The sequence below is a fragment of the Acidovorax sp. SUPP1855 genome (genome assembly GCF_030158955.1).
Taxonomy (GTDB): Bacteria; Pseudomonadota; Gammaproteobacteria; order Burkholderiales; family Burkholderiaceae_C; genus Paracidovorax.
In genome coordinates this window covers 249768-275700 of the sequence record NZ_BQXI01000001.1, presented here as the reverse complement: position 1 = coordinate 275700, position 25933 = coordinate 249768, and the positions used below count along the sequence as shown (strand labels likewise).

At 66.4% G+C, this 25933-nt stretch carries 25 protein-coding genes; 4 read left to right on the top strand and 21 right to left on the bottom strand.

The window, feature by feature from the left end:
- Positions 1-4 precede the first annotated feature (4 nt).
- Genes AVMA1855_RS01295 through AVMA1855_RS01280 form a run of 4 tightly spaced genes read right to left on the bottom strand, consistent with a single transcriptional unit; the run spans position 5 to position 3714 of the window.
- On the bottom strand, positions 5-796 hold the full coding sequence (locus tag AVMA1855_RS01295) for a glycosyltransferase family 2 protein (RefSeq protein ID WP_284424291.1): 792 nt from the start codon (positions 794-796) through the stop codon (positions 5-7).
- Entirely contained in the window at positions 793-1650 is an 858-nt protein-coding gene (locus tag AVMA1855_RS01290; protein WP_284424290.1) for an O-fucosyltransferase family protein, read from the bottom strand. Before AVMA1855_RS01290 ends, AVMA1855_RS01295 begins: the two co-directional genes overlap by 4 nt.
- Positions 1647-2447: a DUF268 domain-containing protein gene (locus AVMA1855_RS01285; protein WP_284424289.1), complete on the bottom strand. Its 801-nt coding sequence runs from the start codon at positions 2445-2447 to the stop codon at positions 1647-1649. Before AVMA1855_RS01285 ends, AVMA1855_RS01290 begins: the two co-directional genes overlap by 4 nt.
- Positions 2437-3714 carry a lipopolysaccharide biosynthesis protein gene (locus AVMA1855_RS01280; protein WP_284424288.1) on the bottom strand — a complete coding sequence of 426 codons (1278 nt, stop codon included), beginning with the start codon at positions 3712-3714 and terminating at the stop codon, positions 2437-2439. Before AVMA1855_RS01280 ends, AVMA1855_RS01285 begins: the two co-directional genes overlap by 11 nt.
- Positions 3715-3761: 47 nt before the next feature.
- Here AVMA1855_RS01280 and gmd point away from each other — a divergent pair, with 47 nt between their 5' ends.
- Both gmd and AVMA1855_RS01270 read left to right on the top strand, forming a co-directional pair.
- Positions 3762-4847, top strand: coding sequence for a GDP-mannose 4,6-dehydratase (gene gmd, locus AVMA1855_RS01275; RefSeq protein WP_284424287.1), 1086 nt, complete (start codon positions 3762-3764; stop codon positions 4845-4847).
- 23 nt (positions 4848-4870) lie between these two features.
- Positions 4871-5812 carry a GDP-L-fucose synthase family protein gene (locus AVMA1855_RS01270; protein WP_284424286.1) on the top strand — a complete coding sequence of 314 codons (942 nt, stop codon included), beginning with the start codon at positions 4871-4873 and terminating at the stop codon, positions 5810-5812.
- A gap of 76 nt (positions 5813-5888) precedes the next feature.
- Here AVMA1855_RS01270 and AVMA1855_RS01265 read toward each other — a convergent pair whose 3' ends face one another.
- From AVMA1855_RS01265 to AVMA1855_RS01255, 3 genes are read right to left on the bottom strand one after another with little or no spacing between them, the layout of a single operon-like run.
- Positions 5889-7214 carry a sugar transferase gene (locus AVMA1855_RS01265; RefSeq protein WP_284424285.1) on the bottom strand — a complete coding sequence of 442 codons (1326 nt, stop codon included), beginning with the start codon at positions 7212-7214 and terminating at the stop codon, positions 5889-5891.
- Between the two features lie 7 nt (positions 7215-7221).
- Positions 7222-8340 (bottom strand): glycosyltransferase family 4 protein, encoded by a 1119-nt coding sequence (locus tag AVMA1855_RS01260; RefSeq protein WP_284424284.1) that lies wholly within the window; start codon positions 8338-8340, stop codon positions 7222-7224.
- A gap of 40 nt (positions 8341-8380) precedes the next feature.
- Entirely contained in the window at positions 8381-9049 is a 669-nt protein-coding gene (locus tag AVMA1855_RS01255) for an LON peptidase substrate-binding domain-containing protein (protein WP_284424283.1), read from the bottom strand.
- A gap of 81 nt (positions 9050-9130) precedes the next feature.
- Here AVMA1855_RS01255 and AVMA1855_RS01250 point away from each other — a divergent pair, with 81 nt between their 5' ends.
- The gene (locus AVMA1855_RS01250) at positions 9131-9679 is read left to right on the top strand and encodes a YggT family protein (RefSeq protein WP_284411299.1); all 549 of its coding nucleotides are present in this window, start codon (positions 9131-9133) and stop codon (positions 9677-9679) included.
- 104 nt (positions 9680-9783) lie between these two features.
- Here the strand turns inward: AVMA1855_RS01250 and accD are convergent, their stop codons facing one another.
- The 7 genes from accD to asd all read right to left on the bottom strand — a co-directional run bounded on the left by accD (position 9784) and on the right by asd (position 18534).
- Entirely contained in the window at positions 9784-10656 is an 873-nt protein-coding gene (gene accD / locus AVMA1855_RS01245) for an acetyl-CoA carboxylase, carboxyltransferase subunit beta (protein WP_272567902.1), read from the bottom strand.
- A 63-nt stretch (positions 10657-10719) separates the two neighbouring features.
- On the bottom strand, positions 10720-11541 hold the full coding sequence (trpA, locus tag AVMA1855_RS01240; protein WP_284424282.1) for a tryptophan synthase subunit alpha: 822 nt from the start codon (positions 11539-11541) through the stop codon (positions 10720-10722).
- Positions 11538-12806 carry a tryptophan synthase subunit beta gene (gene trpB / locus AVMA1855_RS01235; RefSeq protein WP_284424281.1) on the bottom strand — a complete coding sequence of 423 codons (1269 nt, stop codon included), beginning with the start codon at positions 12804-12806 and terminating at the stop codon, positions 11538-11540. The genes trpA and trpB overlap by 4 nt, the downstream gene beginning before the upstream one ends.
- Positions 12806-13555, bottom strand: coding sequence for a phosphoribosylanthranilate isomerase (locus AVMA1855_RS01230; protein WP_284424280.1), 750 nt, complete (start codon positions 13553-13555; stop codon positions 12806-12808). The genes trpB and AVMA1855_RS01230 overlap by 1 nt, the downstream gene beginning before the upstream one ends.
- Positions 13552-14391: a tRNA pseudouridine(38-40) synthase TruA gene (truA, locus tag AVMA1855_RS01225; protein ID WP_284424279.1), complete on the bottom strand. Its 840-nt coding sequence runs from the start codon at positions 14389-14391 to the stop codon at positions 13552-13554. Before truA ends, AVMA1855_RS01230 begins: the two co-directional genes overlap by 4 nt.
- A gap of 49 nt (positions 14392-14440) precedes the next feature.
- Complete coding sequence (locus AVMA1855_RS01220) at positions 14441-17140, bottom strand: motility hub landmark protein FimV (RefSeq protein WP_284424278.1); 2700 nt, start codon at positions 17138-17140, stop codon at positions 14441-14443.
- A gap of 263 nt (positions 17141-17403) precedes the next feature.
- The gene (asd, locus tag AVMA1855_RS01215; protein WP_284395903.1) at positions 17404-18534 is read right to left on the bottom strand and encodes an aspartate-semialdehyde dehydrogenase; all 1131 of its coding nucleotides are present in this window, start codon (positions 18532-18534) and stop codon (positions 17404-17406) included.
- Positions 18535-18847: 313 nt separating this feature from the next.
- Here asd and AVMA1855_RS01210 point away from each other — a divergent pair, with 313 nt between their 5' ends.
- Positions 18848-19645 (top strand): hypothetical protein, encoded by a 798-nt coding sequence (locus AVMA1855_RS01210; RefSeq protein WP_284424277.1) that lies wholly within the window; start codon positions 18848-18850, stop codon positions 19643-19645.
- A gap of 101 nt (positions 19646-19746) precedes the next feature.
- On the opposite strand, the gene leuB is transcribed toward AVMA1855_RS01210, so the two are convergent.
- The 7 genes from leuB to dnaJ all read right to left on the bottom strand — a co-directional run bounded on the left by leuB (position 19747) and on the right by dnaJ (position 25920).
- Entirely contained in the window at positions 19747-20817 is a 1071-nt protein-coding gene (gene leuB / locus AVMA1855_RS01205; protein ID WP_284424276.1) for a 3-isopropylmalate dehydrogenase, read from the bottom strand.
- Positions 20818-20908: 91 nt separating this feature from the next.
- A complete protein-coding gene (leuD, locus tag AVMA1855_RS01200) occupies positions 20909-21574 on the bottom strand; it encodes a 3-isopropylmalate dehydratase small subunit (RefSeq protein ID WP_284407026.1) in 666 nt (221 codons plus the stop codon).
- 38 nt (positions 21575-21612) lie between these two features.
- Complete coding sequence (locus AVMA1855_RS01195) at positions 21613-22020, bottom strand: hypothetical protein (protein ID WP_284424275.1); 408 nt, start codon at positions 22018-22020, stop codon at positions 21613-21615.
- Positions 22021-22061: 41 nt separating this feature from the next.
- Positions 22062-22160, bottom strand: coding sequence for an entericidin A/B family lipoprotein (locus tag AVMA1855_RS01190; protein ID WP_372588273.1), 99 nt, complete (start codon positions 22158-22160; stop codon positions 22062-22064).
- Positions 22161-22227: 67 nt separating this feature from the next.
- Positions 22228-23649, bottom strand: coding sequence for a 3-isopropylmalate dehydratase large subunit (leuC, locus tag AVMA1855_RS01185; RefSeq protein WP_272567918.1), 1422 nt, complete (start codon positions 23647-23649; stop codon positions 22228-22230).
- A 39-nt stretch (positions 23650-23688) separates the two neighbouring features.
- Entirely contained in the window at positions 23689-24624 is a 936-nt protein-coding gene (locus AVMA1855_RS01180) for a LysR family transcriptional regulator (RefSeq protein ID WP_284424274.1), read from the bottom strand.
- A 150-nt stretch (positions 24625-24774) separates the two neighbouring features.
- Positions 24775-25920 carry a molecular chaperone DnaJ gene (gene dnaJ, locus AVMA1855_RS01175; protein ID WP_272567922.1) on the bottom strand — a complete coding sequence of 382 codons (1146 nt, stop codon included), beginning with the start codon at positions 25918-25920 and terminating at the stop codon, positions 24775-24777.
- Positions 25921-25933: the final 13 nt, after the last annotated feature.

Sequence of the window (25933 nt, the reverse complement as noted above, 5' to 3'; positions counted from 1 at the left end):
GGCCCTAGCGCAGCCAAGTGCGTAACAGCCTGACGCCGAACTTCAAGCAAGAGACCGGCAGCGCCAGCGCCAGCGCGCCCCGATGCCCGCGTTGGCCGACGGCGCCGAGCGCAGCCAGCTCACCGCGCTGCATGCGCCACAGCTGTGCGCTCAGGCCGGAGCTGCCGAAGGCAGGCTTGTACATGAACGACAGCTGCTGGGAGTGGTGTGCACAGCGCCAGCCGGCCGCGATCAGCTGCAGCCACAGTGCGTAGTCTTCGCTGAGTTGGCCATTGTCGGGAAAGCGCACGCGCGCATCGCGCCGCACCAGCACGGAGGACGTGTGAAACGGATTCGACAGCATGGCAGGGACCAGGCCGACAACGCGGGTAGTCAGCGGTTGGGACGCACTCTCCAGCACGAAGGCCGGTATTTTCTGTGCGATCACCCCGGAGTGGCCCCCGATCAGGTCCAGGCCTTGGTGGTGCATGGCGTGCAGTTGGCGCCCGAGTTTGTCGGGCGACCAGATGTCGTCTGCGTCCAGAAAGGCGATGACCTCGCCGGCAGCCAGGTCCAGGCCGCGGTTGCGCGCGGCTGCAGCGCCTGCGTTGCACGGCTGCTTCACCACACGCAGCACGAAGGCGCCTGCGGTGTCATAGTGCTCCGCCAAGGAGACGGATCCGTCGAGCGAGCCGTCATCCACGCAGATCACCTCGAATGGTGGCAAGGTCTGGTTGCGGATCGAGTCCAGAGCGCGCCGCAAGGTCGCTTCGGCGTTGTAGACGGGGATGACAACGGAGACGCGCGGCAGGCTCATGGTTCCATGGCGAAGTCAGCGTCGAGCCGATGCCACAAGGGCAATGAAGGGTCGGTCGAGGTGAGCGCGAGGCCGCGGAACCACGGCGTGGGCGCGAACACGGTGTGAGCACGGCCCACATAGCCAGCCAGCGCACTGAACGAACTGTTGGCACAGGCCAGCACGTCGGCGTTGATCAAGGCCTGCAATGCCTGGTCGGCTGTTTCCCTGCCGCCGAGGTGGGTGTCGAGGAACAGGCAGCGGTCCGGTGCCACCAACGGCGAAAGCATGGCCCGCGCATGGACATAGTCGTCGGAAATGACGAGCCACTGCAGTTCAGGCCAACTGCGCTCCAGTGCCTGCAGCACGCCGCGGTAATAGCCTGCGCCGAGCGGTCCGATCTGTTCGCGGTTGTAACGCGAGGCAGCGTAATCGCCCCCTCGCACGTGCAGGGCTGCATAGCGTGACAGGCCCGGGGGTGCGGCGCGAAACGTCGGGCGCAGCAGTTCGCGTGCCTGTCGCAGCGCGCGCTCGCTGTGGTGGCGGGGATGCTGGTAGTAGCCGTAGTGATAGCGTGCACGCCAATCGCCGTGGGCAGGGGTTGCATCATTGTGGAGTTGGCCCAGCAACCGGGCTGCACGCACGACCACCCGCTCGACACGCCACAGCCCTTCCGTGCGGCGAGTCGGCAATCGCAGGTCAGTGAACACCTTGGCCAATTCCAGCGCGCCGATGGCCTGGTTGCCTGGTACTTTGCGCAGGAAGCTGGTGTCGAGTGCAACATCGGCTCCCGACTCGGCCAGCGTCAGCGCGTGCAGCCATTCGAAGAACTGATTGCCGAGCCCGCCGCGCAGAAAAACACGTGTGGTCGTCATATGGGATCGCCGGTGTGCGGGGGCATGCGCTCGAAGGTGAAGATGCCGAGGGCGTAGTCCTGCTGCTCAATTCGGTCCAGTTCGGCTTCCCAATGCGGATAGTCGATCACACGCCGTTCGGCACCAACCGCCGCGAACTGGCGCAGCGAAAGGCCTTCCGCTTCGGCCATTCGGACGATGCTGCGTGGCGAGAAAACGCGGTGGGCGTTGAACAGCACGCGTTCGATGCCGACGGGCACCGAAAGGTAGAGCCGACCACCCGGACGCACGATATGGGCCATGTTTCGCAGGCCTGTGGCGCTGCCTGCGGGATCAAGCACATCGCCATAGCGGCCAAGTCCAAAATGCTCCAGGGCATGCAGGCAGGACAGCGAATCGCAATAGTTCGCCAGTTCTGGGGCTGGGTTCATCAGATCGGCCTGCTTGAAGCGGATGCTCGGCAGCTCCGTGGTGATGGCGCGGATATCGAAGACTTCGATCTCACGAAAGCTGGCGATATGCGCCACGAAACCATCGACACGGGACCCGATATCGACATGGCGCTCCGGCCCGTGCCGGTGGATCTGCTGCGCCACGTGCAGATCCTGCAGGAAATACTCGCTTTTGGTCGTACCGCCCTCTTCGTACCAGTCATGGAGGCAGGGCATGAGCTCGAGCCGTCCTTGGTACTGGCGTCGGAAGCGCAAAAGGTCGCGCAGGTAGCGCGGCGTGCCGCGCAGCGAGCGCAGCAGTCGCCGCGGGTCGATGCCGAACTGCTCCGAGAGGATCCAGTAAAACTTCTTCAGCTTAGCGTTCATGGTCGATCTTGAGGAGCCCGGGCAGGCTGGCGATAAAGCCGATGAAATTGATGACGAGCCAACCCGATGTCGCGCCAACCATGCCGAAACGCGACACCATGGGAGGAATGACCAGCAGACACAGCACCCCGGCCAGCAGGTTGACTTGCAGGATGCGCTGGATTTTTCCACGCACCAGCCAGTGGGCGTAGCCCACGTTGTAGAACGCGTTGATGATGGCACCGAACAGCAGCCAGCCGAGCAGCGGGTAGACCACCGAAACGGCATGCCCGTCCTTCAGCCACCACCCCAATAGCCGTTCCCCTCCGACGGCATAGACGGCGATGCCGATGGCTGCGGCCAATGCGATCAGTCCGAAGAGCCGTCCGTACAGATGGCGAAGGGCGGCTGGGTCGTCCTTGAGGCGAAGTGCGCGGGGCAGGACTGCCTGCATCAGCGGGTACACCAACTGCAGCACGCCCGCCGCTGCGGAAGAGGCGATCACATAGTAGCCAAAGTCCGCGATCGGTATCAGGTTGCTGAGCAGCACCTTGTCCAGCTGCATCGTGAGCGCGCCCAGGCCCGAAGCGGCAGCGAGACCGGCGATCGCCGGCCAGGCTTGGCGGACCACGTCACCTTGCCACCGTGCGTCGCCACGATGCGTTCCGGTTGCAGACCAGGCAACGTGGGCACGTAGAGCGGTTTCGAACAGGCCTGCTGCGACGTGCCAGGCCAGATAGGTGGTCAGCGATGGCCAGGTGGTCACGGCGAGAACAGCGCCCCCATGGCGGAGCAGCGTGGCAGCGAACAGGATCTTGTTCAGTGCCACCTGATGTTCCGTGCCGACAAGAAGGCTACGGTAAAGCGATCCCGGGAACATCGTTGCGAAAATGGCGGCCGCTCCGATCACCGCGGCCTGGCCGCTGGCCTTCGCGGCCTCATCCAGATGGAGCCAGTGGCGTGCGATCGGGGCTGCGAGCAGGACCAGCCCGAGGCCGATCAGCAGTGCAAGCGCCCAGTAAATGCGCTCGAAGCCGTACAGCAGTGCGGCTGTGCGCGGCTTGGCCGCCCCTTCGCCGGCGGCACGCAACGAGATCTCGCGCACCAAGGCCTGGCTCATGCCTGCGTCGAGCAGGTTGAGTACGGCCTGCAGCGTCGTGACGAAGCCCACGAAGCCGAATTGCAGGGGGCCCAGCGCAGCGAGATACCAGGGCAGGGCGAGGATGGGCGCAAGCGCGACCGCGCCCGAGCCGACGTAGTTCGCCAGAATGTTGCGCTTAAGGGACATGAAAGAGCGCAGCGCCTATGATTGGGTCGTCTTCCTGACCTCTATACATGCAAAAAGTCGCGCTTATCACCGGCATCACGGGCCAGGACGGGGCCTATCTGGCCGAATTCCTGCTGGGCAAGGGTTACATCGTGCACGGCATAAAACGCCGGGCATCGTTGTTCAATACCGATCGCATCGACCATCTCTATCAAGATCCCCACATTACTGACCGCCATTTGATCCTGCATTATGGTGATCTGGCCGACAGCACGAACCTGATTCGCATCATCCAGCAATCACAGCCCGATGAAATCTACAACCTCGCGGCCATGAGCCACGTGGCTGTCAGCTTCGAGACGCCCGAATACACGGCCAATGTCGACGGTATTGGCACGCTGCGCATCCTGGAAGCGATCCGCATCCTGGGCATGGAGCGCAAGACGCGCTTCTACCAAGCTAGCACTTCCGAACTCTATGGGCTGGTGCAGGAAGTGCCGCAGAAGGAAAGCACGCCGTTCTACCCGCGCAGCCCCTACGCCGTGGCCAAGCTCTATGCCTACTGGATCACGGTCAACTATCGGGAGGCTTACGGCATGTATGCCTGCAACGGCATCCTGTTCAACCACGAAAGCCCCGTGCGAGGCGAGACCTTCGTGACGCGCAAGATCACGCGCGCCATGGCGCGCATCCACCTGGGCCTGCAGGATTGCCTGTACCTTGGCAATCTCGATGCACTGCGCGATTGGGGCCACGCGAAGGACTACGTGGAAATGCAGTGGCTCATGATGCAGCAGGAGGTGGCCGAAGACTTCGTCATCGCGACGGGCGTGCAGCACAGCGTGCGAGACTTTGTTTCGGCGGCGGCGCATGAGCTCGGCATGCAGATCGAATGGTCGGGCCATGGTGTGGACGAGGTTGGCCGGGACGCCCAGGGCCGTGCCATTGTCAAGGTGGACCCGAGATACTTCCGACCCACGGAGGTCGAGTCGTTGCTCGGCGATCCTACCAAGGCGCGCGAGAAGCTCGGCTGGACGCCGCGCATTGGATTTGGCGAACTCGTGGCCGAGATGGTGCGCGAGGATCTGAAAAGCGCCCAGCGCGACGAACTGGTCAAGAAGTACGGTTTTTCTGCCTACGACTACAACGAATGACGGCAACGTTGACGAGGGTGGACATGGACAGGAAAGCCAAGATCTACGTGGCAGGCCACCGTGGCATGGTGGGCTCGGCCCTGGTGCGCAAGTTGTCCGAGCGCGGTTACGAAAACCTGGTGACGCGCACGCATTCCGAGCTGGACCTGCTGGATCAGTCTGCGGTGCATGCCTTCATGGCGCATGAAAAGCCCGACTACGTGTTCCTTGCCGCTGCCAAGGTGGGTGGCATACAGGCCAACAACGTGTCGCGGGCAGACTTCATCTATCAGAACCTCATGATCGAGGCCAACGTGATCCATGCCGCGCATGCCGCCGATGTGCAGCGGATGCTGTTCCTGGGATCGAGTTGCATTTACCCGCGCGACTGCCCACAGCCGATCAAGGAGGAGTACTTGCTGACGGGGCCGCTCGAGCCCACGAACGAACCCTATGCCATTGCCAAGATCGCGGGCATCAAGCTCTGTGAGAGTTTCAACCGTCAGTACGGCCGGCATTACGTGAGCGCGATGCCGACGAACCTCTACGGCCCCAACGACAACTACGACCTCAACACCTCGCATGTGCTGCCTGCTTTGCTGCGCAAGGCCCATGAGGCGAAACGGCGTGGCGATCCTGTGATGAAGCTGTGGGGCTCGGGGCGCCCGCGCCGGGAGTTCATGCATGTGGACGACATGGCAGACGCCTGTGTTTTCCTGATGGAGCAACTCGACATCACGGACGGCCTGTTCAATGTCGGCACGGGAACTGACGTGACGATTGAAGAACTGGCCCGGCGGATCATGGGCGTGATCGGTTTCGAGGGCACGCTGGCTTTCGACCCGAGCAAGCCCGATGGCACGCTGCGCAAATTGCTGGACGTGGGCATGTTGCGGCGCCGTGGCTGGAGCGCGCGCATTCCGCTGGATACCGGGATTGCCCAGACCTATCGGTCTTTCCTCGAAACGCCCGAAGCGCGGGGATGAGCCGCGGGAGGTGCGGTGGATGGGGCAGGCCGGAAGTCTTCGCCGCGTTTTCTGGAACTGCCAGCGCCGAACGAAACTAACGCGAGCCAAATCCCCCCGCCACGATGCGCAGCGTCTTGTACGCAATCAGCAAGTCCAGGGCCACGGAGTAGTGCGCCACGTAATAGAGGTCATAGCTGAGCTTGATGGCGGTCTGCTCCTCGCTGTCGGCGTAACCCTGCTGGACCTGGGCCCAGCCCGTCAGTCCGGGGCGCACGAGGTGGCGGTAGGGATACGCGGGAATCCGGTCGGCGAACACGCGCACGAACTCCGTTTGCTCTGGCCTCGGACCGATCAGGCTCATCTCGCCCTTCAGCACGTTCCATAGCTGGGGCAGTTCGTCCAGACGGGTGCGGCGGATGAACCGGCCCACGGAGGTCACCCGGTCATCGTTGGGCAGGGCAAAGCGCGCTGTGCAGTCGTCGCCGGCATGGCGCATGCTGCGCAGCTTCCAGATGCGGAACGCACGGCCATTGCGGCCGACGCGGATCTGGGAAAAAAGCATGGGCCCTGGCGAATCCAGCTTCACCGCCAGGCCGGCGGCCAGGCACAGCGGCAGCCACACCGGCAGCCCTGCCAGCGTGAGGAGCAGGTCGGTCAGCCGCTTGAAGGTGTCGTAGGCCGGGTTGCCGTCCAGGGTCCACAGGTCCTGGGTCTGCTGGTGGGGCAATATTTTTCGGCCGCTCAGCAGTTCGGCCACGGCCTCCACGCTGTAGAGCCGCACATGCTGCAGACGCAAATCGCTGATCCATCGCTCGCGTGCGGCGCTCGAGGGGGCATGGCGATCCAGCACCACGCCGGCCCATTGGGGGGCGGCGTGGGTTGTGCCGGTTTCCGTGCCGAACTCTTCCAGGGGCGTCCAGGGCAGCAGCGCGATGTGGTGCTGGCTGGCCTGGGCCGTGTCGCCCAGCAGCTCCCGAAGGCGCAGGGGCACGGTATCGTCCAGATAGGCCAGGGACAGCACCTGGTGCCTCCGGTTGCGCCAATGGCCGACCAGGAACCATGCCGACGAGAGCAGGTACACGAGAAGAACGGCGCCGCGGGAATAGGGCTGCTGCAGCAAGGCGAAACCCAGCGGGGCGGCAAGGTAGGGGGCTGCGGTCGCCACGAAGAGAAAGCGGCGTCCCTCGAACTGGGGCAGATAGGCGCCGTTGTAGAGCCAGTGGGCGGTCATGGCATACGGAATGGCGCACCACAGCACCGTCTGCGGAAACTGGTAGGTCACCCAGTCGTACCGCTCCAGGCCGAGCCCCGCCAGATAGCTCACCAGCAGAATCAAGGTGCCACCCAGCGCCCAGCGCAGCACGGCACCCTGTCGGTGCGCCGTGGAGGAGCCGAGTTCGCGGCGTGGAATGCTGTTCATGGAATCGTCAGTGGGTGCGCGAAGTCGCCGCGGCGTAGACCGAGCGCACGGCCAGAGCCATGCGCTGTGCGGTGTAGTGCTGCTCGTAGCGTTGCCGTGCCGCCGCGCCCATGCGGGCGCGCAGTGCTGGCGACTCTATCAGTTGCCGCAACGCCGTGGCCCATGCTGCGGGATCGGGCGCCACCAGGCGCGCATGAGCCGACTCCGGCAGCAATTCGCGAATGCCCGGCAAATCGCTGGCCACGATGGCCATGCCCGCACGCATCGCCTCGATCAGCGAAATGGGCAGGCCTTCGTGATCCGATGCCAGCACGAAGATGGCGTGCTGGGCCAGTTGGGCCGCAACATCATCCACATCGCCGGTGAAACGCACCGCTTGCAGGCCCAATCGATGGGCCAGTGCGCGGTGGGCTGCCAACTCGGGGCCGCCACCGAAAAAGGTGGCGGGGACTTCGTACCCCAGGGCACCACGCAACTGGGCGAGTGCGTGCAGCAGGATGTCCGGGCGCTTGGGCGGGGCCATGCGGGCAACCATCGCGATCGCCGGCGCCGCCTCGGCGGTCGATGCTGCGCTGTTGCCAGGGGCCGCCACATCCTCGACGCCGTTGTGGATGACGGACACCCGGCGCGAAGGCAGCGGCAACACGAGTGCCAGCCGGCGCTCATAGTCCGAGACACAAATCATGCGCCGGGTCAGCGGGGCCAGCAGCCACTCCATGACAAAGGCCACTGTGCGGCGCTTCCAGGGATGTCCCGCCTTGAAGGCGAAGCCGTGCACGGTGTAGATCACGGGGGTACGGGTCAGCGCGCTGGCCAACCGGGCCACGACGCCGGCCATCGCACTGTGGGCATGGAGCAGATCCGGAGATTGTTTGCGCACCAGGCCACGCAGGGCCCAGGCGGCGCGCACCACCTGCACCGGGTTGAGCGCGTTGCCCAGCGCGGGGAGGCGATGCACCGCGAGGTGCGAAGCCTCCAGGGCGTTGGCCAGTGGCGGATGCGGTTCGGCGCCGCCGATGGCCACCTGGACCGCGACGCCCTGGCGGGTGAGTTCCCGGCAGAGGGTGAGCACATGGCTTTGCGCGCCCCCCACCTCGCCCTTGGTGATGATCTGCAGGACCTTCACGGCAGGGGCGCGCTAGGCCGGGCCGCTGCGCCCTTCGTGTTCACGGCGCGATGCCCGTGCGCTCCAGCACGTCTCCCACGAGTTCCAGGCGCAGCAGCGGGCTGTCGAGTTGCATGAGCTGCTGCTTTAGGTCCAGCGGCACGGGGAGAAGTTCGCACCAGCGATTGGCGACCCAGCCGCAATCGTCCAGTTGCTCGGGGGTGGGGTCGGGGAGGCTGGAGGGGTCGTCCGTGCCCCGGTGGCGCAGGCGTGCGAGCACTTGCTCCAGCGCAGCGGCCGTGTTGCGCAGGTCCTCCGGGACGGGGAGGGGCACGTCCGGGGGCATCTGCTCGATGTCGGCCACCCACAGCCCGTGCGGCAGCAGGTGGCGGCGCACGATGCGAAAGCGGGCCGTGCCTTCGGCTCGCAGGACGATGAGGCCGGGGTGCGATGTGTCGATCTCCGCAATGTTCGCCAGCGTCCCGGCATCGTGGAACTGCTCGGGCGCTGCTCCCGCCTGGCGCACTTCCTGGCCGCTCGTCAGCGCGACGACACCGAACGGTGCGCCCGCCTGCTGGCATTTGCGCACCATGTCGAGATAGCGCACCTCGAAGACGCGAAGCGAGAGCATCCCGCCCGGGTACAGCACGGTCCCCAGCGGAAAGAGCGGCAGGGAGGTCAGCGTGAGCGGCGGCAATGGCGGCTCGGAAGGTGGGGGCACGAAGGTCATGGGCAGGCGGGTTGGCCCGCTATCATCCCACGGCGGAACCCTTCGCACCATCGCCCCAGATTCTCCACATCACGAGGTTTCATGCTTTACCAGATCGCTTCTTTCCTGCTGGACGTGGTGGGCGGCCTGCTTGCCGGGGCTTGCCTGCTGCGGCTTTACATGCAGCTGCAGCGCGTGCCTTTTGGCAACCCTATCGGGCAACTGGTTTTCGCGCTGAGCGACTGGCTGGTCCTGCCCCTGCGCAGGATCGTGCCTGCCACGGGGCGCTGGGATTGGGCCAGCCTGGTAGCGGCGATTGTGATCCAGTTGGTGCAGTACCTGTTGCTGTGGCTGCTGCTGGGCGCCGGCCCGGGCCTGGTGCTGCTGCTCTGGCTGGCCGTGTTCGGTCTGGTGCGCGCGGCGATCTACGGGCTGATCGGCCTGCTGATCGTCTATGCCGTGCTCTCGTGGGTGCAGACGCGCTCACCCCTTGCCGACGTGATTGCCCGCTTGTGCGAGCCGTTGCTGCGCCCCGTGCGGCGCGTGGTGCCGCTCCTCGGCGGGGTGGATCTGTCGCCGCTGGTGGTGCTGGTGTTGCTGCAGGTGTGCCTGATCGTGGTGGGCAACGTACAGGGATGGGTGCTGCGGTAGGGGCCGGCAGCGGAATTCGCCCCGCCCATAAAAAATAGCCGCCACCGCTGATCCAGTCAGCAGTGGCGGCTATTGTTTTGGTATCGGCCGAAGCGTGTGAGCGATCAGGCCACCGAGTCTGCCGGCAGGCGCTGCAGCATCGCCAGGCTCTTGGCCACGGTGCCGCGCAGTTCGCGGCGGTCGCAGATGAAGTCCACGGCGCCCTTGGTCTGCAGGAATTCAGCGCGCTGGAAGCCTTCTGGCAGCGTCACGCGCACGGTCGATTCGATCACGCGCGGTCCGGCAAAGCCGATCAGTGCCTTGGGCTCGGCGATCACGATGTCGCCCACGAAGGCAAAGCCGGCCGAGACGCCGCCCATGGTCGGGTCGGTCAGCACGCTGATGTAGGGCAGGCCCTTCTTGGCCAGCCGGGTGAGGGCCGCGTTGGTCTTGGCCATCTGCATCAGCGAGAGCAGGCCTTCCTGCATGCGCGCGCCGCCTGTGGCGGTGAAGCACAGGAAGGGTACCTTCTGCTCGATGGCGGTTTCCACGCCCCGCACGAAGCGCTCGCCCACCACGCTGCCCATGCTGCCGCCCATGAAGTCGAACTCGAAGCACGCCACCACGATGTTGATGCTGCGCACAGAGCCGCCCATCACGATGAGCGCATCGGTTTCCCCGGTGTTTTCCAGGGCTTCCTTCAGGCGGTCGGGGTACTTGCGGCTGTCCTTGAACTTCAGCGCATCGACCGGCAGCACTTCCTGGCCGATTTCATAGCGGCCTTCGGCGTCCAGGAACGCGTTCAGGCGGGGGCGGGCATTGATGCGGTGGTGGTGGCTGCAGTGTGGGCAGACGTTCTGGTTTTGCTCCAGATCGGTCTTGTACAGCACCGTCTCGCAGCTCGGGCACTTGATCCACAGGCCTTCCGGCACCTGGCGGCGCTCGGTCGGATCGGTCTGCTGGATTTTGGAGGGCAGGAGTTTTTCGAGCCAGGACATATCGGTTTCCTCTTCGCTTCAAGTCTCAGCCGGTGCGCCACGGACCGGGCGCGCGGGCTGCAATTATGCGTCCAGCGCCTTGCGCACCCCCCGCAGGAAGTCGATGGTGACGGGCACCACCTTCTCGTGCGGCTGGTCTTCCAGCAACTGGATGATGCGGCTGCCGATGACCACGGCATCGGCCACGCGCCCGATCGCCTGGGCCGTGGCCGCGTCGCGGATGCCGAAGCCCACGCCCACGGGAATGTGCACATGCCGGCGGATGACGGGCAGCATGGCCTCGACGGCGGTCGTATCGAGAGCGCCCGAGCCGGTCACGCCCTTGAGGGACACGTAGTACACGTAGCCGCTGGCCACGCGCGCGACCTGCTGCATGCGCTGTTCCGTGCTGGTGGGCGCCAGCAGGAAGATCAGGTCCATGCCGTGTTCGCGCAGGCTGGCCGCGAACGCTTCGCTTTCCTCGGGCGGGTAGTCGACGATGAGCACGCCGTCCACGCCCGCCTCGGCGGAATCGCGCACGAAGGCGCCTGCGCCATGGATCTGGTCGTAGCGCTCCACCGGGTTGGCGTAGCCCATCAGCACGACGGGCGTCTTGTCGTTGCGCTGGCGGAAATCGCGCACATGGCCCAGGACCTGCACCATGCCCACGCCCAGCGAGAGCGCCTTTTCCCCGGCCTTCTGGATCACCGGGCCGTCGGCCATGGGGTCGGAGAAGGGCACGCCCAGTTCGATCACGTCGGCCCCGGCTTCGACCATGCCATGCATGAGTGCCGGCGTGATGTCGGCGAACGGAAAGCCGGCGGTCACATAGGGAATGAGCGCCTTGCGCCCCTTGGCCTGCAGTTCTGCGAAGGTGTTCGCGATGCGGTTGCGCGGCGAGCTCATGCGGCAGGCCCTCCCTTGACCCCGAGGCCACGCATGGAGGGCCGGTCGTACACATCGGCCCCCGACAGGTCGGCGACCGTGCCGATGTCCTTGTCCCCACGGCCCGACAGGTTCACCAGGATGGACTGGTCGGCTGGCATGGTCTTGGCGAGTTTCATGGCGTAGGCCACGGCATGGCTGGATTCCAGCGCCGGAATGATGCCTTCGGTGCGGCACAGGTAATGGAAGGCGGCCAGCGCCTCGGCATCGGTGATCCCGACGTATTCGGCACGGCCGATTTCCTGCAGCCACGCGTGCTCGGGCCCGACGCCCGGGTAGTCCAGTCCCGCGCTGATGCTGTGCGTTTCGGTGATCTGGCCGTTCTCGTCCTGCAGGATGAACGTGCGGTTGCCGTGCAAGACGCCCGAGCTGCCGCGCTGCAGCGAGGCGGAGTGCTTGCCGCTGTCCAGTCCCTCACCGGCGGCTTCCACGCCGATCAGGCGTGTCTTCTCATAGGGAATGTAGGGGTGGAAGATGCCCATGGCATTGCTGCCGCCGCCCACGCAGGCGATCACCGCGTCGGGCTGCTGGGTGCTGGCCTTCTGCTCGGCCAGCATGGCCGGCATCTGTTCCAGGCACTCGGTGCCGATCACGCTCTGGAAATCGCGCACCATCATGGGATAGGGGTGCGGGCCCGCCACCGTACCGATGATGTAGAAGGTGTCGTCCACATGGGCCACCCAGTCGCGCATGGCTTCGTTCAGCGCGTCCTTGAGCGTCCTGCTGCCCGAATCGACGGGCACGACGGTCGCGCCCAGCAGCTTCATGCGGTACACGTTGGGGCTCTGGCGCTTGACGTCCTCCGAGCCCATGTACACCACACATTCGAGGCCATATCGCGCGCAGATGGTGGCCGTGGCGACGCCGTGCTGGCCTGCGCCCGTCTCGGCGATGATGCGCGGCTTGCCCATGCGCCGGGCGAGCATCGCTTGGCCGATCACGTTGTTGATCTTGTGGGCGCCGGTGTGGTTGAGGTCTTCGCGCTTGAGGTAGATCTGCGCGCCGCCCATCTCGCGGCTCATGCGTGCCGCGTGGTAGACGGGGGAGGGGCGCCCCACGAAGTGCTTCAGCTCCGAATGGAATTCGGCCAGGAACTCCGGATCGTTCTGGTAGCGGGCATAGGCCTCGCGCAGTTCGGTCAGGGCGTGGGTGAGAGTTTCGCTCGCGAAACTACCGCCATAGGGGCCGAAATGGCCGGCGGCGTCGGGTTGCTGGTAGGAAAGCATCAATGAATCTTTGCAAATTGCGCATCGGCCGCCTGCACGGCGGCGATGAAGCGTTGGATCTTGCCGGCGTCCTTGATGCCCCGCAACGGCTTGCCGTCGGGGCCATCGGCTTCCACGCCGGAACTGACGTCAACCGCGAGCGACAGGCCGCGCGGCCGCACCTGCAAGATGCCATCGGTCACGTTTGCAGGCGTGAGTCCACCAGACAAAACGAGGTGAGAGCCGACGCTTGGAGGTAGAAGTGACCAATTGAATGCCTTGCCGCCACCGCCATAACCTTCGACATGGGCGTCGAGCAGGATGGCCTGGGCGCGGGAGTGGGTTGCCGCGAATTGTACGAGGTCGAACCGCGCCGCACCGTCGCCAAGGGGAATGCGTGCCGCTCGCAGGAACGGCCTGGCTCCATCCGCCGTGGCCGCCCAGCAGTCTTGGGGTGATTCATCCCCATGAAATTGGACCGTTGCCGGCGGAATCATTGTGCAGGCTGCTATTACTTCTGTAGCGGTGGCATTCACGAACAACAGCACCGGCGTCACGAACGGAGGCAGCCTGCGGGCCAGGGCCGCGGCGCGTTGCGGCGTGATGCCGCGCGGGCTGGCGGCGTAGAGCACGAACCCCACCGCATCGGCGCCGGCCGCCACGGCCGCATCCACATCGTCCTCGCGGGTGAGGCCACAGATCTTGACGCGGGTGCGGTGGTGGGGAGGGATAGGGGCGGGTGGAGGGCTGGCGGGCTGGGGGCGGCTCATGGAAGCCAATCATACGCAGCGGTGCGCAGGGGCAGGCCCCATGCGGCATCGTAGAGCGGTCCCTGAAAGTACAGTCCGTCGGGCGAAAACGTGGGCGCTGCCGCATCGCGCGAGCGGGCCAGCAACACCTCCTGCATCCAGCCGGCGGGCTGATTTCCCTGCCCGATCGCGACCAGGCAGCCCATGATGTTGCGGATCATGTGGTGCAGGAACGCGTTTCCCTCGAACTCGAATCGCCAGTAGCAGGGCTGCCAGTCGTGCGGCGGTGCGTTGGCCGGCGGGCCGGCATCGCTTTCGGCGGGGCCCCGTCGCGTGATCGTGATGCGCTGCAAGGTCTTGATGGGCGATTTGGCCTGGCAGGCCGATGCCCGGAACGAGGTGAAGTCGTGCTCTCCGAGCAGGTGGGCGGCAGCCTCGCGCATGGCGTTGCCGTCCATTGGATGGAACACCCAGCCCACGCGCGCGCTGTCCACGCTGGGGCGCACGGGCGACTGCAGCAGCACATAGGCGTAGCGGCGGGACGTGGCGCAAAAACGCGCATGGAAGGTCTCCGGCACCGGGTGCGCCCATTGCACGGCGATGTCGGCAGGCAGGAAGGTGTTGGTGCCGCGCACCCAGGAGAACGGCGTGCGGTCGAGCGGCGTATCGAAATGGACCACCTGCATGAGCCCGTGCACACCCGCATCGGTGCGGCCGGCGCAGATGGTGGAGACGGGTTGCGTGGCAAAGCGGCCGAGGGCCGCTTCCAGATGGTCTTGGATGGTTCTGCCGGAAGACTGGCTTTGCCAACCGTTGTAGCCCTGCCCGTTGTAGCTGACGCCGAGCGCCATCCTCATGGATGGCGTCCCGGTGCGGCAGGGAGCGTGGCTGCGCTGGTGCCGTGCATCAGCCCAGTTCGGACAGCAGGCGTTGCGCCCGTGTCTTGAGCGCGCCGGACGATTCGGCGATGACTTCCTCGATCAGGGTGCGTGCGCCTTCGCTGTCGCCGATGGCGTTGAATTCTTCCGCCAGGGCGAGCTTGGTCGCCAGCGGATCGTCGGGCAGGGGCGGAGTCGCTTGCGGCAGATCCTGCACGGCTGGGCTGGCGGATGGGCTGGTATTGCCGGCAGGCGTGTCCAGGTCCAGCGACAGCGCTCCGAGGTCGAATTCGAGCGGCGCCGGGCCCGACGGAGGGGCCTCGGCGGATGACAGCGGTGCCGGAGCGGAATCCATCAGACGCAGGTCGGTCGGGAATTCCAGGTCGGCGGTGTCCGGAGGCGGCGACAGCGGGGCGGCCGCGGTGGCCACCGGCTTGTCCCACGACGGTTCGGGCAGGTCCAGGGCACCCGTGTCCAGTGCGGGAGGCTCCGAAACAGCGGGAGCGGGCGTCGGTGCGGGAGCCCAGGCCGGCGCGGCGGCCATGGCACCGGCAGCGGCGGCCGCAGCGGCGAAGGCACCCGGTGCGGCAGGTGGCGCGGGCGGCGCCTCGGTCAGGGCGTCGTCCGCCAGATCGAGGTCGAGGTCCAGATCGGGCGGCAGGGCCGCACTGGTGGCGCCGGCCATCTGCGGACGGCCGTCCGTGAAGGTGCTGGCAAAGCCGTTGCCGGTGTTGGGGCCGTCGTCGTCCAGGACCACGCCAGGGCGGCCACCGGGTTGGTACAGCGGGTTCTCAGGATCGAGTTCGCGGCCCAGTTCGGACACGCGGGCCCAGTCGGGGCCTTGGCCATCGGTCAGCCGGAAGACGTCCTGCGCCACGGCTTCCAGCGCCTTGCGGTCCTGGCGCTTGGCATAGATCTCGCCGAGCTTGACGTGGACCGAGGTGCGGTCCGGGTTGTGGCGCACGGCCTCCTTAAGGATCTCTTCGGCCTGCAGGTCGCGGCCATAGGCCAGATACACGTCGGCTTCGGCCACGGGATCGACATCGCCGCCGGCATCGAGCTGGCTGGGCGAATAGGCCATCGAAGAACCGGTGCTCAGCTGGCTGCTGGCCGTGTCCACGCGCTGGCCGCCGCTGGCGCCGAAGAACGAATCCGGCTGCAGCTTGCTTTCCATGAACGAGCTGTCCACCGCGTGCTGGTTGCGGCGGTTCTGGACCGTGCGGTAGACGCCGTAGCCCAGCAGCAACGCCAGCAAGGCACCGCCGGCCAGCGGCAGCATGGGGTCGTCGAACAGGTTGGAGAAGAAGCCTGGCTCCTCCGTGTCGGGGGCTGGGGCGGGCACGGCAACGGGCGCTGGCGCCGGTGCGGGCGCAGGGGCTGCCACCACGGGCGGGGTCGGCTCGGCACTCGCCACGCTGGATGCCGGGGTTGCCGCCGTGCTGGCGGGCGTCACGGCAGCAGCGGGGGCCGCAGGGGCGCTGGCCACGCTGGCGGGGGCTTGCGGCGCGGGCGCTGCAGCGGGCGGTACCACGGCGCCTGTGGCCACGGCTGCGCCCGTGGCGGCGCTGGCGGTGGCTGCGGGCGCGCTGCCGGAGCCCGTGGACACCGGCGCGGAGGCGGTTCCGAGCTTGTTCAGGTCGGAGATGTTCTTCGACAGCTCGGCCATGCGCGCCGATGCGGCGCTGGCCTGCTTGTCCTTGGCCACCTGGTCTTCTGCGGCCTTCTGGCCTTGCACGGCGCCCTTGGACAGGGTGAGCTTGTCTGGCGCGGCCGTGGCGGGCTTGCGGTCCTCGACCTGGGTCTGGACCTTGCCGCTGGCCGAACGCTCGGCGGCGGCCACCTCAGCGGAGGGTGCGGCACCGGCCAGGCGGCGGCGGAATTCGTTGAAGTCGCGGCTTTGCGCGGCAATGATCTGGCGTGCCTCGCCGGGGGGAGTGGCCCGTGCCTGCGTTTCATCGGGCAGTTGCAGCACCGCGCCCGATTTCAGGCGGTTCACGTTGCCGCGGATGAAGGCGTCGGGGTTGGAACGCATCATCGCCACGAGCATCTGGTCGAGCGACACGCCAGCGGGACGGTTGGCGGCGGCCAGGCGGCCCGCAGTGTCGCCGGCTTGCACGGTGACCGATCCGGCGGCACCCGCCGGGGCCGGTGCTGCGGCAGGGCGGGGCGTGGGGGCCGGCGCCGGGCGTGGCGTGGCGGTAGCCGCCGTTTGGGACGGAGCGGACTCAGCAGCCCGGGGCGTGCGAGGGGCCGGCGCTGCGGCCGGGGCGGACGGCGCCGTCACCTGGGGCGATGCGGTCACGGTGGCCGGCGCGCGGCGCAGGGCCGGCGGGTCGAACAGCATGGTGTAGCTGCGCACGATCTGGCCGGAGTTCCAGGTGGCATCCAGCACCAGATCGACGAAGGGGTCGTTGATGGGGCGATCGCTGGTGAGTTGCAGCACCATCGAGCCATCGCTGCGGCGCTGCAGTTGCACGCGCAGGCTGTTCAGCGCGGGAGACACTTCCATCCCCTGGGCGCGGAACACCTGGGGGGACGCGGGGGCCGCTCGCAGCGAATCCGCTTCGGCGGCAGTGATCTGGGGCAGCTCGATCTCGGCGCGCAGGGGCTCGCCGAGGGCGGACTGCACGGTGAGGCGGCCCAGGGCGAGAGCATTCGCATCGGTGGCATACAGGCCGGCCGACATGACGGCCGCGGCGGCCAGGATTGAGAGTTTCCAACGATGCATGTGTGCCATCAACAAAAGAGGATTGTGCGGTCTGGCAAGGTGCCAGATTCAGGCAGTTTTGGTTCCGCGCGTAAGCGTGAAAATGTGTAAAAAGCACAATAGCATCAATGTTTTGCACTGACAAGCTGAGCCATGGCGCAACCTTTGGGCGCCTTTCAGAAGGGCAATGTGCACTGCAGCAATGTTGTCAAAGGACAACGAGCAGTAACAAAACGTTGGTGCCTAAAGGCGCTGGCACCGGTTCGGTGTCAGCGCCCGCCGCGTCATTCGGCCAGCAGGATGCGCAACATGCGGCGCAGCGGTTCGGCGGCACCCCACAGCAGTTGGTCGCCGATGGTGAAAGCGCCGATGTATTCCGGTCCCATCGCCATCTGGCGGATGCGGCCCACGGGAATCGTCATGGTGCCGGTGACAGCCACGGGGGTCAGGTCCTTCAAGGTGGCTTCGCGCGTGTTGGGCACGACCTTCACCCACTCGTTGTCGGCAGCGATCATGGCCTCGATGTCGGCCACGGGCACATGCTTCTTCAGTTTGAAGGTCAGGGCCTGGCTGTGGCAGCGCATGGCGCCCACCCGCACGCAAAAACCGTCCACAGGCACCGCGGGCGTGTCGAAGCCTTCGCCCTGGCCCATGATCTTGTTCGTCTCGGCCATGCCCTTCCACTCTTCCTTGGACATGCCGTTGCCCAGGTCCTTGTCGATCCAGGGGATCAGGCTGCCGCCCAGGGGCACGCCGAAGTTGGCGGTTTCCGCGTCCGACAGGCTGCGTTGCTTGGCGATGACCTTGCGGTCGATTTCCAGGATGGCGCTCTTGGGATCGTCCAGGAGCGAGCGCACTTCCGCGTTCAGCGTGCCGTATTGCGTGAGCAGTTCGCGCATGTGCTGGGCACCGCCGCCGCTGGCTGCCTGGTAGGTCTGCGTGCTCATCCACTCGACCAGGCCGGCCTTGTACAGCGCACCCACGCCCATCAGCATGCAGCTCACGGTGCAGTTGCCGCCGATCCAGTTCTTGCCGCCTTTGGCCAGGGCATCCTGAATCACGGGCAGGTTGACCGGGTCCAGCACGATGACCGCGTCTTCCTTCATGCGCAGAGTGGAAGCGGCGTCGATCCAGTGGCCGTTCCAGCCGGCATCGCGCAGCTTGGGAAACACTTCGGTGGTGTAGTCACCGCCCTGGGCGGTCAGGATGATGTCGCAGCGCTTGAGGGCGTTGATGTCGAAGGCGTCCTGGAGCGTGGTTTCGTTCTTGGCCTGCGCCGGGGCCTTGCCGCCCGCGTTCGACGTGGAGAAGAACACGGGCTCGATGAGACCGAAATCGCCTTCGGCCTGCATGCGGTCCATCAATACGGAGCCGACCATGCCGCGCCAGCCGACCAAACCTACCAACTTGCTCATTTCAACGCCCCTATTCAGTTTAAGAAACAGTACCCGACCGGGACTTTTCGCCTGGCTCGTCTGGCCAGGAAGGGCGCACGACGAACCAGGCTGGATCAGCCCTTAATGGTCGTGGTTTTGGTGGTGGTTGCGCGCGCGGCCCCACCGGCCAGGGCGGCGGGGGCAGTGTTCAGCAGGGTGAACGGGCGGGCGGCAAACATAGGCGGCGATTGTAGCGGAAGGCCTTTTGCCGACGGTGCTGTTTTTTTTGAGGGGCGGCGGGAGGTGTTGTTTAACATCCGGCCTTTTTTCCACGCCGAAGGTCCCTCACCGCATGCGCATCGTCGCCACCGCCTTTCTTGCCCTGGCCGCTCTGTTGAGCGGCTGCAATGCGTCTCAGGACAGCCCGGCATCGATCGCGCCGCAGGAGACGCAGAGGGTTCGCGACGCCGTCGATGAGCTGGCCCGCCAGGATTTCCCAGCCGTCGAGGCCCGGCTGGCGCCCCGGCTGCGCACCGCCGATCTGCGGCAGAACCTGGGCCGGATGGCGGCATTGATCCCCCCGGGACCGCCCCAATCCGCCGAGGCGGTGGGCGTTCAGGTTCTGAAGACCGATTCCGCCACCTTCCACCACCTCACGCTCGAGTACGAGTATCCGCAGTCCTGGCTGGTCGTCTCTGCCATGCTGGAGCAGCGCGACGGCGCGGTCGTCTTCAATGCACTGCAGGTGACGCCGGCGTCGCAGTCCCTGGCCGCCACCCACCGCTTTTCGCTGGAAGGCAAATCGACGGGCCACTACCTGTTCCTGGCGCTCGCGATCGGCATTCCGCTCGGGATCGTCTATACGCTGTGGGTCTGCGTTCGCACGCCGATCCCGAAGCGCAAGTGGCTGTGGTGTACCGGGGTTGCGTTGGGCGTGGTGCAGTGCCATCTGGACTGGACCACGGGCGCATGGTCCGCGCAGTGGCTGAGCCTGCAGCTGCTGGGGGCGGGCTTTGCGAAGGCCGGGCCCCAGGCTCCGCTCATCCTCACCATCTCCGCACCGGTGGGGGCGCTGGCCTTCTGGGTGCGTCGCCGGTCCTTCGTTCGCGCGGCATCGGCCGCGCCGCAGGCCGCACCCGACGCGCGCTGATACCAGCGATCGCCAACGCCTGGACCGATAAAAAAGGGTGGCCGGCGGGCCACCCTTTTGGGCAGGAACGGCCCGCTTCAGCGCGTGCCGGGCTGCAGCGGTCAGCCCAGGGCCTTCACCACGGCGTCGCCCATCTGCGCCGTGCCCACCTTCGTGGTGCCTTCGCTCCAGATGTCCGGCGTGCGCAGGCCTTGGGCCAGCACCTTCTGCACGGCCGCTTCGATGCGCTGGGCGGCCGCTTCCTGGTTCAGGCTGAAGCGCAGCATCATCGCGGCGCTCAGGATGGTCGCCAGCGGATTGGCCACGCCCTTGCCGGCGATGTCGGGCGCGCTGCCATGGCTGGGCTCGTACAGGCCCTGGTTCTTGCTGTTGAGGCTGGCCGAGGGCAGCATGCCGATGGAGCCGGTGAGCATGGAAGCCTCGTCCGACAGAATGTCGCCGAACATGTTGCCGGTGACCACCACGTCGAAGGCCTTGGGCGCCTTCAGCAGTTGCATGGCCGCGTTGTCCACGTACATGTGCTGCAGTTCCACGTCGGGGTACTGCTGGCCCACTTCGGTGACCACGTCCTTCCAGAACTGGAAGGTTTCCAGCACGTTGGCCTTGTCCACGCTGGTGACCTTCTTGCTGCGCTTGCGCGCGGCCTGGAACGCCACGTGGGCGATGCGCTCGATCTCCGGCTTGGAGTAGCGCATGGTGTCGAAGGCCTCTTCGGCGCCGGGGAAATGGCCGTCCACGGCCGTGCGCCGGCCGCGCGGCTGGCCGAAGTAGATGTCGCCCGTCAGCTCGCGGATGATGAGGATGTCGAGGCCCGAGATCAGCTCGGGCTTGAGGCTCGAAGCGCCCACCAGTTGCTCGTAGCAGATGGCCGGGCGGAAGTTGGCGAACAGCCCCAGGTGCTTGCGCAGGCCCAGGATGGCCTGCTCGGGGCGCAGGGGGCGGTCGAGCTTGTCGTACTTCCAGTCGCCAACGGCGCCGAACAGCACGGCGTCGGCGTCCTGCGCCAGCTTCAGCGTGGCTTCGGGCAGCGGGTGGCCATGGGCCTCGTAGGCGGCGCCGCCGACCAGGGCGGACTCCATCTCGAACGGAAGGCCCAGCACATCCAGCACCTTGACGGCCTCTGCCACGATTTCCGTGCCGATGCCGTCACCCGGCAAAACTGCGATTTTCATGTAATTGCTTCTCTTTTGATAGCGATATGCCCTAGTGCTTATTGCGCTGCGGGCCGATTGGATGCTTGATGTTTGGCTGCCGGCAGGCAGATCAACCCGCCATGGTGTGGGCCAGCCAGGGCTTGGTGGCCAGGCGCTGGGCCTCGAACACCTTGATCTTGTCGGACTGCCGCAGGGTCAGGCCGATGTCGTCGAACCCGTTGAGCAGGCAGTACTTGCGAAAGGCGTTCACTTCGAACGGAATCTCTTCGCCCACGACCTCGCCGCGGTTCTGGCGCACGATCACCTGGCGCTCCAGATCGATGGTGAGCTGGTAGCCGGGAAAGGCGTGCACCTCATCGAACAGCTGCGCCACGGTGGCCTCGGGCAGCACGATGGGCAGCAGGCCGTTCTTGAAGCAGTTGTTGAAGAAGATGTCCGCGAAGCTCGGCGCGATCACGGCGCGAAAGCCGTATTGGTCCAGCGCCCAGGGCGCGTGCTCTCGGCTCGATCCGCAGCCGAAATTCTTGCGCGCCAGCAGGATGGACGCGCCGGCGTAGCGGGGCTGGTTGAGCACGAAGTCCGGGTTGGGCTTGCGGCTGGCCGGGTCCTGGCCCGGCTCGCCGTGGTCCAGGTAGCGCCATTCGTCGAACAGGTTCACGCCGAAGCCGGTCTTCTTGATCGACTTGAGGAACTGCTTCGGAATGATGGCGTCGGTATCGACGTTCTCGCGGTCCATGGGGGCCACGAGGCCTTGGTGGAGGGTGAATTTCTGCATGGTGTGTGTCCGGAAGAGGGCTCGAAGGCAGTGGTGCGTTACTGCCCGTTGCTCCAGGTGCCGCCCTTGATGGCGGCGGTGGATGTTTCGCAGGCCTTGCGTTTTTCCTGCACGGCTTCGGGCGACAGGTTGTAGTAGTAGGCGTCCAGCGGCTGGCCCATCAGCCCCTTGCACGCGCCACTGGCGGGCCGGGGGCACTGCGCGAGGAAGGTCACCTTGCCTGCCTTGCCCCCGAGTTGGGCCGAGGTCTGCGCCAGGCCGTTGCAGCTCGCCTTGAGCTGCTCGGCCGGAATGCCGGCGGTGAACTCCATGCAGTCCTTCACCGCCACGGTTTTCCCGGCGACGGGCACGTTGCCTTCGATCACGCAGGCACGGTCGGCCGCCAGGGCCATGGCGGAACCGCCCAGGAGCCAGGCGGCGAAGAGGGGCCATACGACGGCTTTCATGCGGCGGTCCTTTCTGAAGGTCTGGGGCGTGGCGCGGCCGGTCATTTGGCGGCCCGTTCGATGGCGCTGCCCGCGCGTTGCACGTCCTGGCCCATGCCCTTGACGGTGTTGCAGCCGGCCAGCAGGCAAGCCAGGGCCAGGGTGAGAAGGGTGGCGGTCTTGTTCACGGCAAGTGTCCTTGGGGTGAATGGAATGCAGCCGTGGCGCTCAGGCGAACTGGCGCACGTCCACGAAGTGGCCGTGCACGGCGGCCGCGGCGGCCATGGCCGGCGAGACCAGGTGGGTGCGTCCGCCCGCGCCCTGGCGGCCTTCGAAGTTGCGGTTGCTGGTGGAGGCGCAGCGCTCGCCGGGCTCCAGACGGTCGGCGTTCATGGCCAGGCACATCGAGCAGCCGGGCTCGCGCCATTCGAAGCCCGCGGCCTTGAAGATCTCGTGCAGGCCTTCGCGCTCGGCCTGCTCCTTCACCAGGCCTGAGCCGGGCACCACCATGGCCAGCTTGATGTTCTTGGCGACCTTCTGGCCCAGCTTCTTGACCACGGCAGCGGCTTCGCGCATGTCTTCGATGCGGCTGTTGGTGCACGAGCCGATGAACACCTTGTCCACGAAGATGTCGTTCAGCGCCTTGCCGGGCTCCAGGTTCATGTAGGTGAGCGCGCGCTCCATGGCGCCGCGCTTGTTGGCGTCCTTTTCCTTGTCGGGATCGGGCACGCGGGCATCCACGCCCAGCACCATCTCGGGCGAGGTGCCCCAGGTGATCTGCGGCACGATGTCCGCGGCGTTCAGCGTGACCACCGTGTCGAAGTGCGCGTCGGCATCCGACTGCAGCGTCTTCCAGTAGGCGACCGCCTGGTCCCATTCCACCCCCGAGGGCGACAGCGGCCGGCCCTTCACGTAGTCGATGGTCTTGTCGTCCACCGCCACCAGGCCGGCGCGCGCGCCCGCCTCGATGGCCATGTTGCAGACCGTCATGCGGCCTTCGATGCTGAGGGCGCGGATCGCCGGGCCGCCGAACTCGATGGTGTAGCCGGTGCCGCCCGCCGTGCCGATCTTGCCGATTATGGCCAGCACGATGTCCTTGGCCGTCACGCCGGGCGCGACCTGGCCGTCCACGCGGATGAGCATGTTCTTGGCCTTCTTGGCCAGCAGGGTCTGCGTGGCCATGACGTGCTCCACCTCGCTGGTGCCGATGCCGTGCGCCAGCGCGCCGAAGGCGCCGTGCGTGCTGGTGTGGCTGTCGCCGCACACCACCGTCATGCCGGGCAGCGTGGCGCCGTTCTCGGGGCCGATCACGTGGACGATGCCCTGGCGCTTGCTCATGAACGGGAAGAACGCCGCCGCGCCGACCTCGGCGATGTTCTTGTCGAGCGTGGTGATCTGCTCCTTGCTGATCGGGTCGGTGATGCCGTCGTAGCCCCGCTCCCAGCCGGTGGTGGGCGTGTTGTGGTCCGCCGTGGCGACGATGGAGCTGACGCGCCAGACCTTGCGGCCGGCCTGGCGCAGGCCCTCGAACGCCTGCGGGCTGGTCACTTCGTGCACCAGGTGGCGGTCGATGTAGAGGATGGCGGTGCCGTCCTCCTCGGTGTGGACGACGTGCTCGTCCCAGATCTTGTCGTACAGGGTGCGTCCCATGGCGGTCTCTTTGGTGGGTTTCAGGTGGGGTGGATGATTTTAGGAAGGCTCGGGCGGGGCAGGTGGCACCAAGTGTTCGACCAGCAGCCGGGCCGTGACTGGCAGGGTGTCGAAGTCGCGGGCCACCAGGCGCAACTCGCGCTGGCCCCAGGGCTCGTCGAGCGCGACGGACTGCAGCCGGCCCACGCCGCGCATCAAAGCGAAGGCCCGGTCTGGCAGCAGGCCCACGCCCAGGCCGTTGTCGATCATGCGGCACATGGCGTCCAGCCCGGTGACCTGGATGCGCTGGCGCAGCGGGCGCCCGGCCTGCGCGGCCGCCTGTTGCATGGCCAGACTGATGCTGCTGTTGGCCTGCAGGCCCACGATGTCGCAGTCGAGGATTGCTTCAAATTTGATAGCAGCATGCCGGGACAATGCATGACCTTGCGGCACGACGAGCACCAGACGATCGCTGCGGTAGGGGCTGCTTTGCAGGCCCTCGGGTTCGGCGGCGGTGCCGGTGTGGAACAGCCCCAGGTCGGCCGCGCCCTCGCGCACGGCCTGCAGCACGTCGGGGCTCAGGTGTTCCTGCAGGTCGATCTTGACCTGGCTGTGCGCGCGGGCGAAGGCCCCCAGGTCCTCGGGCAGGAACTGCACGATGGCCGAGATGTTGGCGTGCATGCGCACATGGCCGCGCACCCCGTCGGCGTATTCGCTCAGTTCGCCCTGCATGCGCTCCAGGCCGAACAGCACGGTGCGGGCGTGGTGCAGCAGGCTTTCACCGGCGGGCGTGAGGGTGACGCCGCGGCTGTGCCGGTAGAGCAGGGCGGTGTCCACCGCGGTTTCCAGATCGGACAGGCGCTTGCTGACGGCGGAGGCGGCGATGAACTCCCGCTCCGCCGCGCGGCCGATGCTTCCCAGCTCGCAGACGGCCACGAAGAGCTGCAGCGAGGTGAGGTCGATTCGGCGCGCAAAACTGCGCTCGGAGCTTTTCATCGTGGTTGGAGAATTCTCTGAATCAGAGAGTTGCCGTATTTTCTCCCATGAAAATGCCGAGAGCCATCGTGGTATGCGATGGCTTTGCTGCCCATTCACGCAAAAAAACGGCGCCCGAAGACGCCGTTGGCGTTCAAGGCCTGGCTGCGATCAGCTGAACAGGTTCTTCAGCCGGTCGGTCCAGCTTTCGCCGCTGGGCGAGTGCTTGGCGCCGCCTTTCTTGAGCGACTCCTCCAGTTCGCGCAGCAGCTTGCGCTGGTGCTCGGTCAGCTTGACCGGTGTTTCCACCGCGATGTGGCAGTACAGGTCGCCGGGGTAGCTGGCCCGCACGCCCTTGATGCCCTTGCCGCGCAGGCGGAACTGCTTGCCGGCCTGGGTGCCTTCGGGAATGTCGATGGCTGCCTTGCCCTGCAGCGTGGGCACTTCGATCTCGCCGCCCAGCGCGGCCGTGATGAAGCTCACCGGCACCTGGCAATGCAGGTCGTCGCCGTCGCGCTCGAAGATGTCGTGCTTCTTCAGGCGGATCTCGATGTACAGGTCCCCCGGCGGGCCGCCGTTGGTGCCCGGCTCGCCGTTGCCGGTGCTGCGGATGCGCATGCCGTCGTCGATGCCGGCGGGGATCTTCACTTCCAGCGTCTTCTGCTTCTTGACCTTGCCCTGGCCGTGGCACGTGGTGCAGGGCTCGGGAATGATCTTGCCCGTGCCGCGGCAGTGCGGGCAGGTCTGCTGCACGCTGAAGAAGCCCTGGCGCATCTGCACCGTGCCGGCACCGGCACAGGTGGTGCAGGTCTTGGCGCTGGTGCCCGGCTTGGCGCCGCTGCCGTGGCAGGTCTCGCACGATTCCCACGAGGGAATGCGGATCTGCGCGTCCTTGCCCTTGGCCGCCTCTTCGAGGGTGACCTCCATCGCGTAGCTCAGGTCGTTGCCGCGATAGACCTGGCGCCCGCCCTGGCCGCGCCCGCGCGCGCCGCCCTGGCCGAACATGTCGCCGAAGATGTCGCCGAAGGCCTCGGCAAAACCACCGAAGCCTTCCGCACCCGCGCCGCCGGGGCCGCGCATGTTCGGGTCCACGCCCGCGTGGCCGTACTGGTCGTAGGCGGCCCGCTTCTGCGGATCGGAGAGCATTTCATAAGCCTCTTTGGCTTCCTTGAACCGCTCTTCGGCAGGCTTGGCCGCGTCACCCTGGTTGCGGTCAGGGTGGTGCTTCATCGCGAGCTTGCGATAAGCCTTCTTGATCTCTTCGTCCGAGGCGTTCTTTGGAACGCCCAGAACTTCGTAAAAGTCTCTCTTGGACATGGTCTTTCCGAGC

Bases quoted from the DNA above. Each gene is read 5' to 3' on its own strand.
- AVMA1855_RS01295 (WP_284424291.1), bottom strand. From the start codon at position 796: ATGAGCCTGCCGCGCGTCTCCGTTGTCATCCCCGTCTACAACGCCGAA.
- AVMA1855_RS01290 (WP_284424290.1), bottom strand. From the start codon at position 1,650: ATGACGACCACACGTGTTTTTCTGCGCGGCGGGCTCGGCAATCAGTTC.
- AVMA1855_RS01285 (WP_284424289.1), bottom strand. From the start codon at position 2,447: ATGAACGCTAAGCTGAAGAAGTTTTACTGGATCCTCTCGGAGCAGTTC.
- AVMA1855_RS01280 (WP_284424288.1), bottom strand. From the start codon at position 3,714: ATGTCCCTTAAGCGCAACATTCTGGCGAACTACGTCGGCTCGGGCGCG.
- gmd (WP_284424287.1), top strand. From the start codon at position 3,762: ATGCAAAAAGTCGCGCTTATCACCGGCATCACGGGCCAGGACGGGGCC.
- AVMA1855_RS01270 (WP_284424286.1), top strand. From the start codon at position 4,871: ATGGACAGGAAAGCCAAGATCTACGTGGCAGGCCACCGTGGCATGGTG.
- AVMA1855_RS01265 (WP_284424285.1), bottom strand. From the start codon at position 7,214: ATGAACAGCATTCCACGCCGCGAACTCGGCTCCTCCACGGCGCACCGA.
- AVMA1855_RS01255 (WP_284424283.1), bottom strand. From the start codon at position 9,049: ATGACCTTCGTGCCCCCACCTTCCGAGCCGCCATTGCCGCCGCTCACG.
- AVMA1855_RS01250 (WP_284411299.1), top strand. From the start codon at position 9,131: ATGCTTTACCAGATCGCTTCTTTCCTGCTGGACGTGGTGGGCGGCCTG.
- accD (WP_272567902.1), bottom strand. From the start codon at position 10,656: ATGTCCTGGCTCGAAAAACTCCTGCCCTCCAAAATCCAGCAGACCGAT.
- trpA (WP_284424282.1), bottom strand. From the start codon at position 11,541: ATGAGCTCGCCGCGCAACCGCATCGCGAACACCTTCGCAGAACTGCAG.
- trpB (WP_284424281.1), bottom strand. From the start codon at position 12,806: ATGCTTTCCTACCAGCAACCCGACGCCGCCGGCCATTTCGGCCCCTAT.
- AVMA1855_RS01230 (WP_284424280.1), bottom strand. From the start codon at position 13,555: ATGAGCCGCCCCCAGCCCGCCAGCCCTCCACCCGCCCCTATCCCTCCC.
- truA (WP_284424279.1), bottom strand. From the start codon at position 14,391: ATGAGGATGGCGCTCGGCGTCAGCTACAACGGGCAGGGCTACAACGGT.
- AVMA1855_RS01220 (WP_284424278.1), bottom strand. From the start codon at position 17,140: ATGCATCGTTGGAAACTCTCAATCCTGGCCGCCGCGGCCGTCATGTCG.
- asd (WP_284395903.1), bottom strand. From the start codon at position 18,534: ATGAGCAAGTTGGTAGGTTTGGTCGGCTGGCGCGGCATGGTCGGCTCC.
- AVMA1855_RS01210 (WP_284424277.1), top strand. From the start codon at position 18,848: ATGCGCATCGTCGCCACCGCCTTTCTTGCCCTGGCCGCTCTGTTGAGC.
- leuB (WP_284424276.1), bottom strand. From the start codon at position 20,817: ATGAAAATCGCAGTTTTGCCGGGTGACGGCATCGGCACGGAAATCGTG.
- leuD (WP_284407026.1), bottom strand. From the start codon at position 21,574: ATGCAGAAATTCACCCTCCACCAAGGCCTCGTGGCCCCCATGGACCGC.
- AVMA1855_RS01195 (WP_284424275.1), bottom strand. From the start codon at position 22,020: ATGAAAGCCGTCGTATGGCCCCTCTTCGCCGCCTGGCTCCTGGGCGGT.
- leuC (WP_272567918.1), bottom strand. From the start codon at position 23,649: ATGGGACGCACCCTGTACGACAAGATCTGGGACGAGCACGTCGTCCAC.
- AVMA1855_RS01180 (WP_284424274.1), bottom strand. From the start codon at position 24,624: ATGAAAAGCTCCGAGCGCAGTTTTGCGCGCCGAATCGACCTCACCTCG.
- dnaJ (WP_272567922.1), bottom strand. From the start codon at position 25,920: ATGTCCAAGAGAGACTTTTACGAAGTTCTGGGCGTTCCAAAGAACGCC.